15 protein-coding genes are annotated in these 14,296 nt (G+C 62.0%); 8 read left to right on the forward strand and 7 right to left on the reverse strand.

Annotated features, from left to right (window positions below; translation table 11 throughout):
* Positions 1–159 precede the first annotated feature (159 nt).
* Both ACVW0Y_RS08775 and ACVW0Y_RS08780 read right to left on the reverse strand, forming a co-directional pair.
* Positions 160–603 (reverse strand): hotdog fold thioesterase, encoded by a 444-nt coding sequence (locus ACVW0Y_RS08775; RefSeq protein ID WP_457437593.1) that lies wholly within the window; start codon positions 601–603, stop codon positions 160–162.
* Between the two features lie 18 nt (positions 604–621).
* The gene (locus tag ACVW0Y_RS08780) at positions 622–2,289 is read right to left on the reverse strand and encodes an AMP-binding protein (protein WP_457437594.1); all 1,668 of its coding nucleotides are present in this window, start codon (positions 2,287–2,289) and stop codon (positions 622–624) included.
* A 260-nt stretch (positions 2,290–2,549) separates the two neighbouring features.
* Between ACVW0Y_RS08780 and ACVW0Y_RS08785 the strand changes: the two genes are divergently transcribed.
* Complete coding sequence (locus ACVW0Y_RS08785; protein WP_457437596.1) at positions 2,550–3,452, forward strand: DUF2242 domain-containing protein; 903 nt, start codon at positions 2,550–2,552, stop codon at positions 3,450–3,452.
* Between the two features lie 45 nt (positions 3,453–3,497).
* Here the strand turns inward: ACVW0Y_RS08785 and sixA are convergent, their stop codons facing one another.
* The 3 genes from sixA to ACVW0Y_RS08800 are packed head-to-tail and all read right to left on the reverse strand — an operon-like array spanning position 3,498 to position 5,365.
* Positions 3,498–3,956, reverse strand: coding sequence for a phosphohistidine phosphatase SixA (gene sixA, locus ACVW0Y_RS08790; protein ID WP_457437598.1), 459 nt, complete (start codon positions 3,954–3,956; stop codon positions 3,498–3,500).
* Positions 3,956–4,306: a DUF4389 domain-containing protein gene (locus ACVW0Y_RS08795; RefSeq protein WP_457437600.1), complete on the reverse strand. Its 351-nt coding sequence runs from the start codon at positions 4,304–4,306 to the stop codon at positions 3,956–3,958. The genes sixA and ACVW0Y_RS08795 overlap by 1 nt, the downstream gene beginning before the upstream one ends.
* A 36-nt stretch (positions 4,307–4,342) precedes the next feature.
* Positions 4,343–5,365 (reverse strand): NAD(P)H-dependent glycerol-3-phosphate dehydrogenase, encoded by a 1,023-nt coding sequence (locus ACVW0Y_RS08800; protein ID WP_457437602.1) that lies wholly within the window; start codon positions 5,363–5,365, stop codon positions 4,343–4,345.
* A gap of 243 nt (positions 5,366–5,608) precedes the next feature.
* Here ACVW0Y_RS08800 and ACVW0Y_RS08805 point away from each other — a divergent pair, with 243 nt between their 5' ends.
* The 3 genes from ACVW0Y_RS08805 (at position 5,609) to fabB (ending at position 9,594) form a co-directional block, all read left to right on the forward strand.
* Positions 5,609–7,540: an ATP-binding protein gene (locus ACVW0Y_RS08805; protein ID WP_457437603.1), complete on the forward strand. Its 1,932-nt coding sequence runs from the start codon at positions 5,609–5,611 to the stop codon at positions 7,538–7,540.
* Positions 7,541–7,846: 306 nt separating this feature from the next.
* Positions 7,847–8,362 carry a 3-hydroxyacyl-[acyl-carrier-protein] dehydratase FabA gene (gene fabA / locus ACVW0Y_RS08810; RefSeq protein ID WP_457437605.1) on the forward strand — a complete coding sequence of 172 codons (516 nt, stop codon included), beginning with the start codon at positions 7,847–7,849 and terminating at the stop codon, positions 8,360–8,362.
* A gap of 11 nt (positions 8,363–8,373) precedes the next feature.
* Complete coding sequence (gene fabB, locus ACVW0Y_RS08815; RefSeq protein ID WP_457437606.1) at positions 8,374–9,594, forward strand: beta-ketoacyl-ACP synthase I; 1,221 nt, start codon at positions 8,374–8,376, stop codon at positions 9,592–9,594.
* A gap of 133 nt (positions 9,595–9,727) precedes the next feature.
* On the opposite strand, the gene rluB is transcribed toward fabB, so the two are convergent.
* Entirely contained in the window at positions 9,728–10,993 is a 1,266-nt protein-coding gene (rluB, locus tag ACVW0Y_RS08820) for a 23S rRNA pseudouridine(2605) synthase RluB (RefSeq protein ID WP_457437608.1), read from the reverse strand.
* Positions 10,994–11,264: 271 nt separating this feature from the next.
* On the opposite strand from rluB, the gene ACVW0Y_RS08825 reads away from it, so the two are divergent.
* Together ACVW0Y_RS08825 and ACVW0Y_RS08830 are read left to right on the forward strand one after the other, a co-directional pair.
* Positions 11,265–11,729, forward strand: a complete 465-nt coding sequence (locus ACVW0Y_RS08825; RefSeq protein WP_457437610.1) for a hemerythrin domain-containing protein — start codon at positions 11,265–11,267, stop codon at positions 11,727–11,729.
* Positions 11,730–11,813: 84 nt separating this feature from the next.
* Entirely contained in the window at positions 11,814–12,005 is a 192-nt protein-coding gene (locus tag ACVW0Y_RS08830; RefSeq protein ID WP_457437612.1) for a DUF6021 family protein, read from the forward strand.
* A gap of 6 nt (positions 12,006–12,011) precedes the next feature.
* Here the strand turns inward: ACVW0Y_RS08830 and ACVW0Y_RS08835 are convergent, their stop codons facing one another.
* Positions 12,012–12,239 carry a hypothetical protein gene (locus tag ACVW0Y_RS08835; protein WP_457437613.1) on the reverse strand — a complete coding sequence of 76 codons (228 nt, stop codon included), beginning with the start codon at positions 12,237–12,239 and terminating at the stop codon, positions 12,012–12,014.
* 207 nt (positions 12,240–12,446) lie between these two features.
* Between ACVW0Y_RS08835 and ACVW0Y_RS08840 the strand changes: the two genes are divergently transcribed.
* Together ACVW0Y_RS08840 and ACVW0Y_RS08845 are read left to right on the forward strand one after the other, a co-directional pair.
* The gene (locus ACVW0Y_RS08840) at positions 12,447–13,538 is read left to right on the forward strand and encodes a DUF3182 family protein (protein ID WP_457437614.1); all 1,092 of its coding nucleotides are present in this window, start codon (positions 12,447–12,449) and stop codon (positions 13,536–13,538) included.
* Positions 13,525–14,295, forward strand: a complete 771-nt coding sequence (locus ACVW0Y_RS08845) for an alpha/beta hydrolase family protein (protein WP_457437616.1) — start codon at positions 13,525–13,527, stop codon at positions 14,293–14,295. Before ACVW0Y_RS08840 ends, ACVW0Y_RS08845 begins: the two co-directional genes overlap by 14 nt.
* The last annotated feature ends 1 nt before the right edge of the window (position 14,296 follow it).

The raw sequence follows: 14,296 nt of genomic DNA on the forward strand, positions 1-14,296 counted from the left end.
GGGCCGGGGGCGGGTGGCCGCGCTGGGGCCGGCGGGGTTGCGCCGGCCCCGCGCGCTGTTGATTTTGTCCCACACCCCCGTCGGCGGGGCTCCCCCCGCGAGCCCTTTTAACACGAAAAGCATCGCGGCTGACGCCGCTCCTACGGTGAGGGGTTGGGGTTAGACCGGCGGCGGCATATTCCCCAGCGGCACGATGGCCATGGTCAGCCGCGAAATGCAGCTGGGCTTGCCGTCATCGCCACTCAGGCGAATATCCCAGACATGGGTAGTGCGCCCCAGATGCACCGGCCGCGCCACGGCGGTGACCCGACCGCTGCGCACACCGCGCAGGTGGTTGGCGTTCACTTCCAGGCCCACGCAGTAGAACTTGCTGCTGTCGATGCACAGGTAACTGGCGGTGCTGCCCAGGGTTTCGGCCAGCACCACCGAGGCACCACCATGCAGCAGGCCATAGGGTTGATGGGTGCGTGAATCGACCACGATGCTGGCGGTGATCGACTCATCGTCAAAGGCATCGAAGCGCACATCCAGCGCCTCGTTGATGGTGTTTTTGCGCAGGCTGTTGAGCGCCTGCAGATCCGGGGTGGTGCGCCACAAACTCATGCCAACTCCTTGCTTGAATCAGTCATGCCAGACCAGCGCTTCGCGCCGCTCCGACCATTCGTTAAAGCGCCCGGCATAGGCGTCTTCGACCACGCTGCGCTTGATCTTCAAGGTAGGCGTGAGAAAGCCGTTGTCCACCGCCCAGACTTCCTTGAGCAGAATCAGGCCGCTGAGTTGCTCGTGTTTATCCAGCGCCGCGTTGACCTCTGCCAGCAGGGTTTTGAAGCTGCCTTCCAGGGCCGAGCGCGAGCCATTCAAAGCTTCCTCACGACCGACATCGGAGAGCACACACAGCGCCATCGGCTGCGGCATGCCATCGCCGACCACACACACCTGTTCGATGCGCGGATGCACCGCCAGGAGGTTTTCGATGGGTGCCGGGGCAACGTATTTGCCCTTGCTGGTTTTGAAGATTTCCTTGATCCGCCCGGTCAGGCGCAGGTAGTGCTCGCTGTCCTGCTCGCCCTTGTCGCCGGTGCGTAGAAAGCCGTCCTCGGTGATGGTTTCAGCGGTACGTTCAGGGTCTTTGAAATAACCCTGCATGGTCGCCGGGCTGCGTACCTGCACTTCGCCCAGCTCGCTGATACGTACCTCGACACCCGGGCTGGCCTGGCCGATCCAGCCGGGGCGATTCTTGCCCTTGCGGCAGATATGCGAATAGCCGCAGTTCTCGGTCATGCCATAAACCTCGAGCACATCCAGGCCCAGACGCTGGTACCAGCGCAGCAGGGTTTCCGGCACCGGCGCGGCACCAGACAGTGCGTAACGCACGGCATCCAGACCCAAACCGGCCAATACCTTGTGACCCACGCGCTTGCCGATAAAGGGGATTTTCAGCAGGAAGTCCAAACGCTCGGCGGGCATCTTGCTGAACACGCCCATCTGGAATTTGGTCCAGATCCGCGGCACACCGAACATCAAGGTTGGCCGCGCGCGGCGCAGGTCAGCGAGAAAGGTGTCGAGGCTTTCGGCAAAAAAAACCGTTTCGCCGGCATACAGCGAATTCAGCTCGACGAACATACGCTCGGCCACATGGCACAGCGGCAGGTAGGAAAGCAGGCGGTCGTCTTCGCCGGCCTTGAACAGCTCGGTGCCATGCCCGGCAGCGAAAGCGAAGTTGCCGAAGTTATGCATCACGCCTTTGGGCGTGCCGGTGGTACCGGAGGTGTAAACGATGGTGGCGAGCTGATCGTGGCCACCGCTGGGGTTGTCGCGGATCGGCGTGCAGGCCTGCAGGTCGCTCCAGTCGACATCGAAACTGCCCGGCGGGTGCAGCGGCATGGCGATGGTGCGAATGCCCTGGGGAATCCCCGGGGCCATGGTTGACCAGTCATCGAGCTTGCCGACGAACACCAGCGCCGCTTCGGAGTGGGTCAGCACCTGGCGCACGGAATCGGCAGTAAGGTTGGGATACAGCGGCACCGACACATGGCCGGCCATCCAGATCGCCAGGTCGGTGATGATCCAGTGCGCGCAATTCTTGGAAACCAGGGCAATGCGGCTGCCCTGCGGCAGTTCCTGGGCACGCAGCCAATTGGCGGCACGCCGGGCCTGGTCAGCGACATCCGACCAACTCAGTTCCAGAATCTGGCCACCGGGCAGGGGCTGGACCATATAGCGTTTGTCGGGGTGGCGCGCTTCCCGTTGGAAAAACACTTCAAGCGGCAAAACGGCAGCATTCGTCACAGGGCCTCCTCCTAATTATTTTTGTGGGGAAACAACATGCGGAGCACAACGTTTAAAACCAAAACCAAGCACTTGCTTGGTTGGACTATTCCACGCACAACCGGCCACGCGCAAGGGGAGAAATGTTTAGAACTGTAGTCACGGGCCCGCGCAGGGTTTAGAGCCGGGCGCTGGGTATCGCGGCACGCGGTAAAGCGCACACCCTGCCCGATGATTCTGAGGCACAATAGGCAACGCATTATTTTTGGCCCGGACCCCCAATGTTCAAACCACTTTCGCTGCAGTGCGCCGCCCTGGCGCTTGTGCTGGCAGGCGCTGCCGGCTGTTCATCGAACAATACCGCCGTCTATGAGCATGAAGATTTCGCCGACTCGGGGACCTTCTCGCGCAACTACGCCAGCACCGATGCAACGTCCTGCGAGGCGGCGCGCCGTGCCCTGCTGAGCCAGGGCTATATCATTACCAGCGCCGACCCCAAGCAGGTCAGCGGCCATAAAAGTTTCCAGCAAAGCGGCGACAACCACCTGGAAATCACCTTCAACGTGGTGTGCACCGACGGTGGTGCCAGCGACCACCACTCGACCATGTTCGCCAACGCCCTGCAGGATCGCTACGCCCTGAAGAAGTTGAACAACTCGGCGAGCCTGGGGGTGGGCGTGCTGGGTTCAGTGTCGATGCCGATTGGCTCCACCGACGACTCGCTGGTGAAAGTGGCCAGTGAAACCGTGTCCTCGGCCAAGTTCTATGAGCGCTTCTTTGCCCTGGTGGAGCTGTTCCTGCCACCGCCGGTGAAACCGGCCGAGCCCGCACCCACTCCAGTGCCCGCGCCGCAACAGGATTTGGGCATTCCAGAGCCGCAGGCCTTGGCCCCGGCGACCGAGCCGGTGATACAGGAAGTGCTGACGCCGGCGATTGAACCGGCCGCGGCGTCGGCCGTGAAACCGTTGGAAGAACCGCCGCTGCAGCCCATGGTGATCATGCGCCCGATCAGCGATGCGCCAGTGGCAGAGCAACCCACCGCCACGCCGGATGCCAACAGCCTGCAGAACGCGCATCCGCTGGTGGAACAGCCACTGACGGAAACGCCGGCAGACGTTGCGCCAGCGGATACCAGTGAGGCAGCTGCTGTGGTTGAAGGCGGCGAACAGCCGACTAATCAGTAAACACCCAGGCTATTGCAGAAGCGGCTTCAGCCGCGATTGGCGCTGCTATTGGGGATGCACCAACGCCAACAGGTTCATCAATCCCGCTGCGGCAAAATCCCCTTCCAACTCAGCCAGGCTGGCGGTGCGCATGGCCAGCGGCTGCTGGCGATGACCATGAATCAGCAGGCCACCCAGCTCGCCCAGAAACGGGTTGTGGCTGACCAGCAGAATCTCCGCCTCTTCGCGCTCATCCAGATACGCCAAGGCTTCACGCACATCACTGTCCGGCGTCGCCCAGGGTGCCGTACCGACGGCACCGCGAAAGCCGATGGCCTGGCGTACCAGCTCGGCCGTCTGCTGGGCGCGCAGGTAAGGGCTGGCGAGAATCGCCGCGAGCGGCCGCCCTTCCAGCTGCACGGCGCTGTGCAGCACCTCTTGCCGACCATGGGGCGTCAGCGGCCGCTGGGCATCGTTTGCCGCCTGGGGAAAAGCTTCACCGTGACGCAATAACCACAGACGCATCAGAGCTTGGGCTCTTCGTCACGCACCGGGTGCGGCGCCGGAGGAATGCTGTGGGCGACCTCACCATCGGGTACGCGCGGTGTCGGCCAATCGGCGAAGGGCCAGGGCTTGTCTTCGGTATTGAAGGTGCCGAACCGGCCAATCTGCGCCAGGTACTGGCTCAGGCTGTCGCCAAAGGCCAGCAGACCTGCATTCGGCGCGCCGTAGAACAGGCGGTAGCCCAGTTGCACCAGCACGACGAAGCCCAGCAGGGTTGCCGCCACCTGCCAGCACAGGGTGAACACCAGCATCCAGATGATGCGCAGGCCAATGGACTCGCGCTCCAGGCTCTTGTCGAGGTTATCGCTCATGGCACTCTCCCTATCACGTAGAACCGCAGCAAACGATCAAAAGCCGGTGGTGGAAATAAAGTCGACGTCGGTTTTCGGCTCAGCCAGCATCAGGCGCTCGATCACTTGGGCCAGAGTACGCCCTTCAAACAGGATGGCGTGCAAACCGGTTACCAGCGGCATATAGGTCTGCAGTTGCTCGGATTTCACCTTGAGCACCTTGAGGGTGTTGACCCCCTCGGCCACCTCGCCCAGACGGGTGACCGCCTCTTCCAGACTCAGGCCTTCACCCAGGGCATAGCCAACCTGAAAGTTGCGGCTCTTGGGCGAGGAACAGGTGACGATCAGGTCACCGACCCCGGCCAGGCCGAGGAAGGTCATGGGATTGGCACCCAGCTTGACGGCAAAGCGGGTCATCTCGGCCAGGGCGCGGGTGATCAGCATGCTCTTGGTGTTTTCGCCCATTTCCAGCGCGGCGGCCATGCCGGCGATGATGGCGTAGACGTTTTTCAACGCCCCGCCCAGCTCCACGCCAAAGCGGTCGCCGCTGGCATACACGCGAAAGGTACGGCCATGCAGGGCAGCCTGCACACGCTGGCAGAGCTCGTCGTCTTCGCTGGCGACCACGGTGGCGGTCAACTCATGGGCGGCGATTTCTTTGGCCAGGTTCGGCCCGGACAACACACCAATACGTGCCTGCGGGGCAATTTCTTCGATGATCTGGCTCATCAGCTTGAAGGTCTGCGCTTCGATGCCTTTGGTCAGGCTGACCAGCATTTTCCCCGCCAGTACCTCGGCGAACGGCTGCAACACGCTACGCAGGGCACTGGAGGGCAAGGCGACGAAAATCAGTTCGCAGCTGTCGAGGGTGCTGGCCAGGTCGGTGACCGGCTCGACGTTGGGGTGAATTTTCACCCCTTTCAGGTAACGCGGATTTTCCCGGTTGCTGCGAATCGCTTCGGCCTGTTCGGCGTCGCGCATCCATTGCCGCACCGGGTTGCCGTTCTCGGCCAGAAGGTTGGCAATCGCGGTGCCGAAGCTGCCGCCACCAAGAACTGCAATAGGTTGCTGAACTGTCATAACCAATCCGTAGTAAGCCATCGTGCATGGCGGGCCGCCGCATTATTACGGAGCAACCGCGCTGCGACCAGTGTTGCGCGCTACCCTTTGCACGGCCGCAAGCAAAAACCACGACGGCTGGACAAAAGCCACTGCGCCGAGCGCTGCGCGAACAGGTAGACTTGCCCGCTTTGAACAATCCAGCTGCGCCAGGCATGGACAAGGTTGTTTCATGCGATGGGGGCGAAGGAGAGCACAGATCCCATGAACCTGCGCCGAGGATGGGACATCCACACCCGTACACAGTTGATCAGCGTAGGCCCTGCCCTGCTGCTGACACTGTTGCTGACCGGTTTTTTTACCTTCGTGCGCCTGCAGGATCTGCGGCAAGAGCTGAACCACACCGGCCAGCTGATCGCCAACCAACTGGCACCGGCCACTGAATACGGGGTGATCGCCGGCAATAATCAGGTGCTCAACACCCTGCTCAAAGCCACCCTCAGCACGCCCCATGTGCGGTTTATCGAGGTGCGCGACCGCCAGGACAATATCCTCGCCTACGAGGAACAGGCCTCGGCGCAGGACAAGAGCGCCACCCAGGTGGAAATTTTCCACGCCCCCATCCATCTGCAACGCCTGGCCCTGAGCAAAGACTTGCCCTACTCGGCCGGCAATAGCGGCAGTCACCTCGATAACGACTACCTCGGCCGCGTGGTGGTAGGCATGTCCAACGACGCCTTCAACAGCCAGCAGCAGGCGATTCTGCTCAAAGCCACGGTGCTGGCCTTGTTCGCCCTGCTGCTGACCTTCTTCGTCGCTCGCCGTCTGGCCCGGCGCCTGTCGCAACCGATCAGCACCATGGCCGAGGCGGTCAAGGCGATCCAGGCCGGCAACTACCGCACCGCCCTGCCCGAGGTGGATGACAACGAACTCGGCGGCCTGGCCCGGCATATCAATAACCTCGCCAGCGGTCTGGAACAGGCCAGCCTCGAGCAGCAACAAAGCATCGCCCAACTGGTCAAGGCGCGGGAGGAATCGGAGCAGGCCAACCGCGCCAAGTCCGACTTCCTGGCGATGATGAGCCACGAACTGCGCACCCCCATGAACGGCGTGCTGGGCATGCTGCAGTTGCTGGAAACCACCGAGATGACCGATGAGCAGGCCGAGTATTCGGCACTGGCCACCGAGTCCACCGAACACCTGCTCAAGGTGATCAATGACATCCTCGACTTCTCCCGCATCGAGCGCGGAGCGCTGGAGCTGGAGCGCATCACCTTCAACCTGCTGGAGCTGATCCAGAGCTCGGCCCAGGTCTTCCAGCACAGCGCCCACCAGCGCGGCCTGGCGCTGCAACTGGATACCCAGGCGGGGCTGGAACACCTGGTGGTCAAGGGCGACCCCACGCGTATCCGGCAGATTCTGGTGAACCTGCTGGGTAACGCGCTGAAGTTCACCGAGGAAGGCAATATCCGCATTGCCACCCGCTGGCAGGCGCTGGACAACGAGGTGCTGTGGTTCAGTTGCGCGGTGCACGACAGCGGCATCGGCATTTCCCCGGAGCGCCTGGAGCATATGTTCGATGCCTTCCAGCAGGCCGACAATTCGATTTCCCGACGCTATGGCGGCACCGGCCTGGGCCTGCCCATTGCCCGCACCCTGGCCGAGCGCATGGGCGGCACACTGAATGCCGAAAGTCAGGAAGGACGCGGCTCGGTCTTCACCCTGGAAATTCCGCTGCCCTTTGCCCGCCAGAGTGAAAGGCCGGCCGAGCACAGCGTCGATGACGCCAGTTCCGGTAAAGGCCACAAGGTGTTGTTGGTGGAAGACAATCCGGTCAACCAGACGGTGATCGAAGCGATGCTGCGCAGCCTCGGTTATCAGGTCAGCCTGGTGGGCGATGGTGCCCAGGCCTTGAGCACCGTGGAGCGCCACGAATTCGCCGCGGTCCTGATGGACTGTCGTCTGCCGGTGATGGATGGCTACGAGGCCACCCGGCAGATTCGCGGCCTGCCAGGGCGTCTCGACCTGCCGATCATTGCCCTGACCGCCAACGCCCTGCAGGGTGATCGCGAGGCGTGCCTGCAGGCCGGCATGAATGATTACCTGGCCAAGCCATTCAAACGCGCCGACCTGCAACGCATCCTGCAGGCCTGGGTTGTCCCCCGACCTTTGGCGAGTAGCCAAAGCAACGGCTGACGGGGAACATGCCAAGCTGTCATAAAGTCGTAATAGCGTTACAACATGAAAGCGGCCTGGGCGAAACCCGCCAGGCGTGGACAGTGGTAGAGTGCGTCAGGAGTCGCTCGGCGCATGGTCCCGTTGGGGCCAAAGGAACGTTGGGTGTACAACTGTGCTCAGAGTCTGTGACTTTCATTTCAACGCAACAGTCTATGACTACGCTGGTAGCTACGAGGCCCTATATTAACTGGGTGCCGTTCCAATATCGCACCAGCCTAGATGATTCGCTTAGCCCTGCCGCACGGGGATTATTGAGGAGCTCGCATGTCCAAACAGAACGCTTACACTCGGGAAGACTTGCTGCGCTGCAGTCGTGGCGAGCTATTCGGCCCAGGTAATGCGCAACTGCCCGCCCCCAACATGCTGATGGTTGATCGCATCACGCATATCAGCGACATCGGCGGGAAATACGGCAAGGGCGAGTTGGTCGCCGAACTCGATATCAACCCCGATCTGTGGTTCTTCGCCTGCCACTTCGAAGGCGACCCGGTGATGCCAGGCTGTCTGGGCCTGGATGCCATGTGGCAGCTGGTAGGTTTCTACCTCGGCTGGCAAGGCAACCCCGGCCGCGGCCGCGCCCTGGGTTCGGGCGAAGTGAAATTCTTCGGTCAGGTACTGCCGACCGCCAAGAAAATCACCTACAACATTCAAATCAAACGCACCATCAACCGCTCCCTGGTGTTGGCCATCGCCGACGGCACCGTGAGTGTCGATGGCCGCGAGATCTACAGCGCCGAAGGTTTGCGTGTCGGCCTGTTCACTTCCACTGACAATTTCTAAGGGTTATCCGCATGCGTCGCGTCGTGATCACCGGTCTGGGTATCGTCTCCTGCCTGGGCAATGATAAAGACACCGTCTCCGCCAACCTGCGTGCTGGCCGTGCCGGTATCCGCCACAACCCGTCCTACGCTGAAATGGGCCTTCGCAGCCACGTTTCCGGCTCCGTCGACCTCAATCTCGAAGAGCTGATCGACCGCAAGGTGTTCCGCTTCATGGGCGATGCGGCAGCCTATGCCTATCTGTCCATGCAGCAGGCAATCGCCGATTCCGGCCTGACTCCCGAGCAGATCTCCAACCCGCGTACCGGCCTGATCGCCGGTTCCGGTGGTGCCTCTACCATCAACCAGATGGAAGCCATCGACACGCTGCGCGAAAAAGGCGTCAAGCGTATCGGCCCATACCGCGTCACCCGCACCATGGGCAGCACCGTTTCCGCCTGCCTGGCCACGCCATTCGAAATCAAGGGCGTGAACTTCTCGATCTCCTCCGCTTGCGCCACCAGCGCTCACTGCATCGGTCAGGCCATGGAGCAGATCCAGCTGGGCAAGCAGGACGTGGTATTCGCTGGCGGCGGTGAAGAAGAACACTGGAGCCAAAGCTGCCTGTTCGACGCCATGGGTGCCCTCTCCACCCAGTACAACGACACCCCGGAAAAAGCCTCCCGTGCCTATGACGCCAAGCGTGATGGTTTCGTGATCGCTGGCGGTGGTGGCATGGTGGTGGTCGAGGAGCTGGAACACGCTCTGGCCCGTGGCGCGAAGATCTACGCGGAAATCGTCGGCTACGGCGCAACTTCCGACGGCTACGACATGGTCGCGCCAAGCGGCGAAGGCGCTATCCGCTGCATGCAGCTGGCGCTGTCCACCGTCGACGGCCCAATTGACTACCTGAACACCCACGGCACCTCGACTCCGGTTGGCGACGTCGCGGAGATCACGGGTGTGCGTGCGGTGTTTGGCGACAAGGCACCTCCCATCAGCTCGACCAAAAGCCTGTCCGGTCACTCCCTGGGCGCCGCCGGCGTACACGAAGCGATCTACTGCATGCTGATGATGGAAGGCAACTTCATCGCTGGCTCGGCGAATATCGACGAACTGGACCCGGAAGTGGCCGATCTGCCGATCGCCACCAAAACCCAGGAAAACGTCACCCTCAATCATGTGATGAGCAACAGCTTCGGCTTCGGCGGCACCAATGCCACCTTGGTTCTGAAGCGTTGGGCTGGCAAATGATCTGATTGGCGACATAAAAAAACGGGGCTCATTGAGCCCCGTTTTTTTATGCCTGAATCGCAACAAGCATCGCGACTAAAGCCGCTCCTACAGGAATGCACTATCCGTAGGAGCGGCTTCAGCCGCGATTGGATTACTTCGGCTTGCGACCGAATCCCGGACGCTGACCGGCACCACCCGCTGGGCCACCGCGCTTGGGCGCTGGTTTGCGCGCCGGGCGATCAGCCAACTCGATACCCACACGCACCGGCTTGCCGGCAGGGCGCTTCTTGTTGGTATCGCTCGGACGCTCGGCCACCGGCGTGCCACGACCACGCGGCGCGGAATCCGGACGCGGACCGCTACGCTGCGGACGCTCACCGTTTTCCGGACGCGGCGTACGCGCAGGACGGTCGGCACCTTCACCACGCGGAGTACGCACCGGACGGTCGGTCCCCTCACCACGTGGCGTACGTACCGGACGCTCAGCACCCTCACCACGTGGCGCACGGGCCGGACGCTCCGGGCCGCCGTCCAGCGCTGGACGCAACGTACGCTCCGGGCGTGTGCCACGGCCAACCGGCTTGGCCGACTTGCGTTGCAAGCGGTCGAGCTTTTCCTTGGTCTTTTGCTTCATGCCCTCTTGCTGCACCGACGCCAGGCCGACTTCGGCGGCAAGGATGTCCACTTCGCGCTGGCTCATTTCACGCCAGCGGCCCATGGTCAGGTCGGACGTCAGGAACACCGGGCCGAAACGCACACGCTTCAGACGGCTGACCACCAGGCCCTGGGATTCCCACAGGCGACGCACTTCGCGGTTACGGCCTTCCATCACCACGCAGTGGTACCAATGGTTGAAGCCTTCACCCCCCGGGGCAACCTGCACGTCGGTAAACTTCGCCGGGCCGTCTTCGAGCATCACGCCGGCCTTCAGACGTTCGATCATTTCGTCATCGACTTCACCGCGTACGCGCACAGCGTATTCACGGTCCATCTGATACGAGGGGTGCATCAAACGGTTGGCCAGCTCACCGTCGGTGGTGAACATCAGCAGGCCAGTGGTATTGATGTCGAGGCGACCGATATTGATCCAGCGGCCATCTTTGGGCCGCGGCAAACGGTCGAAAACGGTGGGACGCCCTTCCGGGTCGTCGCGGGTGCAGATCTCGCCGTCCGGCTTGTTGTAGATCAGCACGCGGCGGGTTTCTTCGCTGGCTTCTTCGCGTTTGAGCAAACGCCCATCGACGGCGATGGCGTCATGCAGGTCTACGCGCTGACCCAAGGTGGCAACATTGCCATTGACCTTGACCCGACCTTCGGCAATCCAGGCTTCAACGTCACGACGCGAACCCATGCCAATACGGGCCAGGACTTTCTGCAGTTTCTCCCCTGCTGGGCTGTATTCTTCCGACTCACTCATCTGGGCACCTCCCGGTGTAATAACTCATTCGCCGCCTGCGAGGACTCGCCAGCGGGCGCGCATCATACGCTGCGCCGCCCTGCAAGCCTAGCGCAGGATCGCCGGAGCGTTGGCCCTGCGCACAGAAATCGCTGGTGGCCGCTGACAGCACAGCCGACTGACGGCGGCCAAAACAGCTCGAACCTCTGCCAACCCGCCCCAGTCCACCTACTAGGGCGCGGCGAAGATCGCGCCTCATGACCTGAGATTCCCACCTGATGAGGCACACAACATGAACGCCATCGATCTGCTGAAAGCGGACCACAAAGTGGTTCTGGATCTTCTCGAGCAACTGAGTTCGACCACCGAGCGCGCCTTGAAAAAACGCGTGGAGCTACTCAACAAACTCGAACTCGAGCTGTTCGCCCACACCCATATAGAAGAAGAGATTTTCTATCCGGCCTACAAGCAAGCCGGGAGCAAGGAAGAGGCGAAACTGTACTTCGAAGCCATCGAGGAACACCGCGCCGTCGATGCCCTGGTGCTACCGCACCTGACGCGCACAGCGCCGGGCAGCGTGGAGTTCTCCGGACGCGCCAAAGTGCTCAAGGAGTTGCTTGAGCACCATATCGAGGAAGAGGAAGAAACCCTGTTCAAACAGGCGAAAAAACTTCTGAGCAGCTCCCAGCTCAATGAGCTGGGAGCGGCGATGGAAGTGCGCAAGCAAGCCCTGTTGCAGAAACGTAAAGCCGCGTGATCACGCGCCAAGCGACCAAGCGCTGGGCCTGGGAACAGGCCCAGCGCCATTCTTACGCTGTTCTCCGCAACCCTGGAGGTGAGTATGAAAGCGCAGCCCGACAAGCCCGACAGCAAGCCTATCGATGCCGGTCCAGGCTTTGATCCGGACTCCCCCGACCTGGCCGACCCACAGATCGACCCACCCCATCCGCCGCGCATTCCCGACGATGCACCGGACCCGCGGGGACAACGACGGGCACCCAGCGACCAGTACCCGCCTTACGAAAAACCTTGAGGCTGGCTACTTGGCGAAAATGCCGGTGACGGTAATGCCGTAGTCCTTGAGCAATTTCAGCGGCGGCTCGTTGGCCGGCTCGTCGGGGTCACCGAACTCGCCCTTCTCCGCGTTCTGCTCGGCCCAGGCCAGCAGGTAATCCACCGCCTGTTCGATGCTGGGTTTGTCGGCCTGTTCGACGTCCAGGGTCGAGGTGTTCTGGTCTTTGCTGTAGCTGATTACCCAACGGCTCATGGGACTGTGCTCCGGTTTCTTGTTGGTCAGTGTGTCTAACTGCTGACTGACCCCGCCGGGAATCGGTTCATGGGCATTTGTAACGGCAGTTGGCCTAAACAGGCAGCCCGCCACTGATCAAAAAAGCGGAACTGATGGCACCACTCGCCCTTCTCAACCTGAGTAGACCGGAAGGCATCAGCCTCTGGCACCGACGAGGACGGGGCGATGGACAGAACCGCACGAACTGCTGTAGCCCTTCTCAGCCTTGGCGCGCCGCCAGCGGAACATGAACGCGTGGTGCAGGCCTTGTTGGCGGAAAAGATCGCCGCCCTGCTGGGCTTGCCGGTCCAGACGCAAGCCACCCCGCCCAGCCCCTGTTACTGGATTGCCAATGAAACCGTGATTGGCAGCAAAGCACTGCAAGCCCTGGATATTGCCAACGCCAGCGACTTCTTTGGCGGTGCCGTGCAGTTTCCCTTTATGGCGACCAAAGCCATCAGCCACCCGTTGATTGAGCAACCGAGCGTTGTACCGCCGGGCTGGAACCCACGCTTTCATCAACAGGCGGCGGCAGCGGTGCTGCGGGGCTACACCGTATTCGATCTGGCCGACGCCGAGCGTGCCGGCACAACCTTGCTGGCTCAGGGCCCACTGCGGATCAAAGCGGTGCGAGGCAAAGCCGGGCGCGGTCAGGAACTGATTGAAGACGCCAGCCACCTGGCCGCCTGCCTGTTACAGCAAGACGAACAGGAAGTAGCCACCTGGGGCCTGGTGTTGGAAGAACACTTGAGAGAAGTGGTGACCTTCAGCGTCGGTCAGGTGGTGGTGGGCGACCTGATTGCCAGCTATTACGGCAGCCAGCGGCTTACCCAGGACGACAGTGGCGCAGAGGTCTATGGCGGTTCTGACCTGATTATCGTGCGCGGCGGTTATGCCGCGCTGGGCACCCTGCCCCTGTCGCCCCAGGCGCGCCTGGCCATCGACCAAGCCACAACCTATGAGCAGGCCGCGTTCGATTGCCTGGGGCTGATTGCCTCACGCCGCAACTACGACGTCGCCCAGGGTATTGATGCCTTGGGCGATGAGCGCTCCGGGGTGCTGGAACAGTCCTGGCGTATCGGTGGTGCCAGCGCTGCGGAGATTTTCGCCCTGGAAGCCTTGCAGCGTGATCCGACGCTCCAGCATCTGCATGCCAGCACCTACGAAACTTACGGCAGCGACCGTCCACCAGGTGCGCAGCAGCTCTATCACGGAGCCGTACCACCCCACGGCACCCTCAGCAAATTCGTCAAGGTCGAACCCTATGCCAGCCCATAGCCAAACCGTGGATATTCGCGTCGATAACGAAGTGCTCGCCGGCACCCTGATGTCACCTGAACAAAAGGTCCCCGGCATCCTCTTCGTCCACGGCTGGGGCGGCAGCCAGCAACGCGATCTGGCGCGCGCCAAAGGCATCGCCGGGTTTGGCTGCGTGTGTCTGACATTCGATCTGCGCGGCCATGAACGCACCTCGGCGAGTAAACAGACTGTGACCCGCGAGCAAAACCTGGCCGACATAGTCGCCGCCTACGACCAACTGGCGCGGCATCCGGCCATCGACCCGGAAAAAATCGCCGTGATCGGCAGCAGTTACGGCGGCTATCTATCGGCATTTCTTACCGATTTGCGCCCGGTGCGCTGGCTGGCGCTACGGGTGCCGGCACTGTACTGGGATGAGGAATGGACGCTGCCTAAACAGCTGCTCGACCGCGAGCGCCTGGCACGCTATCGCCGCACACTGTGCCTACCGGAACAGAATCGGGCACTGGCCTGCTGCTCGCGGTTTACCGGGGATGTGCTGCTGGTGGAGTCCGAACACGATGACTACGTGCCCCATACCACCCTGATGAGCTACCGCGCCGCCTTCGAAAAGGCCCACTCCCTGACCCATCGCATGGTGGACGGCGCTGACCACGCCCTCAGCCAGGACAGCGACCAGAAGGCCTATACCTCGATTCTGACCAGTTGGGTCAGCGAGATGATCATTGGCGCGCGGACCGCCGACTACCCGCACCATTCGGCGATCTACTCGTAGT

It is taken from the genome of Pseudomonas sp. TE3786 (assembly GCF_054057335.1).

What these genes read in the sequence shown, in the direction of transcription:
- ACVW0Y_RS08775 (WP_457437593.1), bottom strand. Translation starts at nt 603, where the DNA reads ATGAGTTTGTGGCGCACCACCCCGGATCTGCAGGCGCTCAACAGCCTG.
- ACVW0Y_RS08785 (WP_457437596.1), top strand. Translation starts at nt 2,550, where the DNA reads ATGTTCAAACCACTTTCGCTGCAGTGCGCCGCCCTGGCGCTTGTGCTG.
- sixA (WP_457437598.1), bottom strand. Translation starts at nt 3,956, where the DNA reads ATGCGTCTGTGGTTATTGCGTCACGGTGAAGCTTTTCCCCAGGCGGCA.
- ACVW0Y_RS08795 (WP_457437600.1), bottom strand. Translation starts at nt 4,306, where the DNA reads ATGAGCGATAACCTCGACAAGAGCCTGGAGCGCGAGTCCATTGGCCTG.
- ACVW0Y_RS08800 (WP_457437602.1), bottom strand. Translation starts at nt 5,365, where the DNA reads ATGACAGTTCAGCAACCTATTGCAGTTCTTGGTGGCGGCAGCTTCGGC.
- ACVW0Y_RS08805 (WP_457437603.1), top strand. Translation starts at nt 5,609, where the DNA reads ATGAACCTGCGCCGAGGATGGGACATCCACACCCGTACACAGTTGATC.
- fabA (WP_457437605.1), top strand. Translation starts at nt 7,847, where the DNA reads ATGTCCAAACAGAACGCTTACACTCGGGAAGACTTGCTGCGCTGCAGT.
- fabB (WP_457437606.1), top strand. Translation starts at nt 8,374, where the DNA reads ATGCGTCGCGTCGTGATCACCGGTCTGGGTATCGTCTCCTGCCTGGGC.
- rluB (WP_457437608.1), bottom strand. Translation starts at nt 10,993, where the DNA reads ATGAGTGAGTCGGAAGAATACAGCCCAGCAGGGGAGAAACTGCAGAAA.
- ACVW0Y_RS08825 (WP_457437610.1), top strand. Translation starts at nt 11,265, where the DNA reads ATGAACGCCATCGATCTGCTGAAAGCGGACCACAAAGTGGTTCTGGAT.
- ACVW0Y_RS08830 (WP_457437612.1), top strand. Translation starts at nt 11,814, where the DNA reads ATGAAAGCGCAGCCCGACAAGCCCGACAGCAAGCCTATCGATGCCGGT.
- ACVW0Y_RS08835 (WP_457437613.1), bottom strand. Translation starts at nt 12,239, where the DNA reads ATGAGCCGTTGGGTAATCAGCTACAGCAAAGACCAGAACACCTCGACC.
- ACVW0Y_RS08840 (WP_457437614.1), top strand. Translation starts at nt 12,447, where the DNA reads ATGGACAGAACCGCACGAACTGCTGTAGCCCTTCTCAGCCTTGGCGCG.
- ACVW0Y_RS08845 (WP_457437616.1), top strand. Translation starts at nt 13,525, where the DNA reads ATGCCAGCCCATAGCCAAACCGTGGATATTCGCGTCGATAACGAAGTG.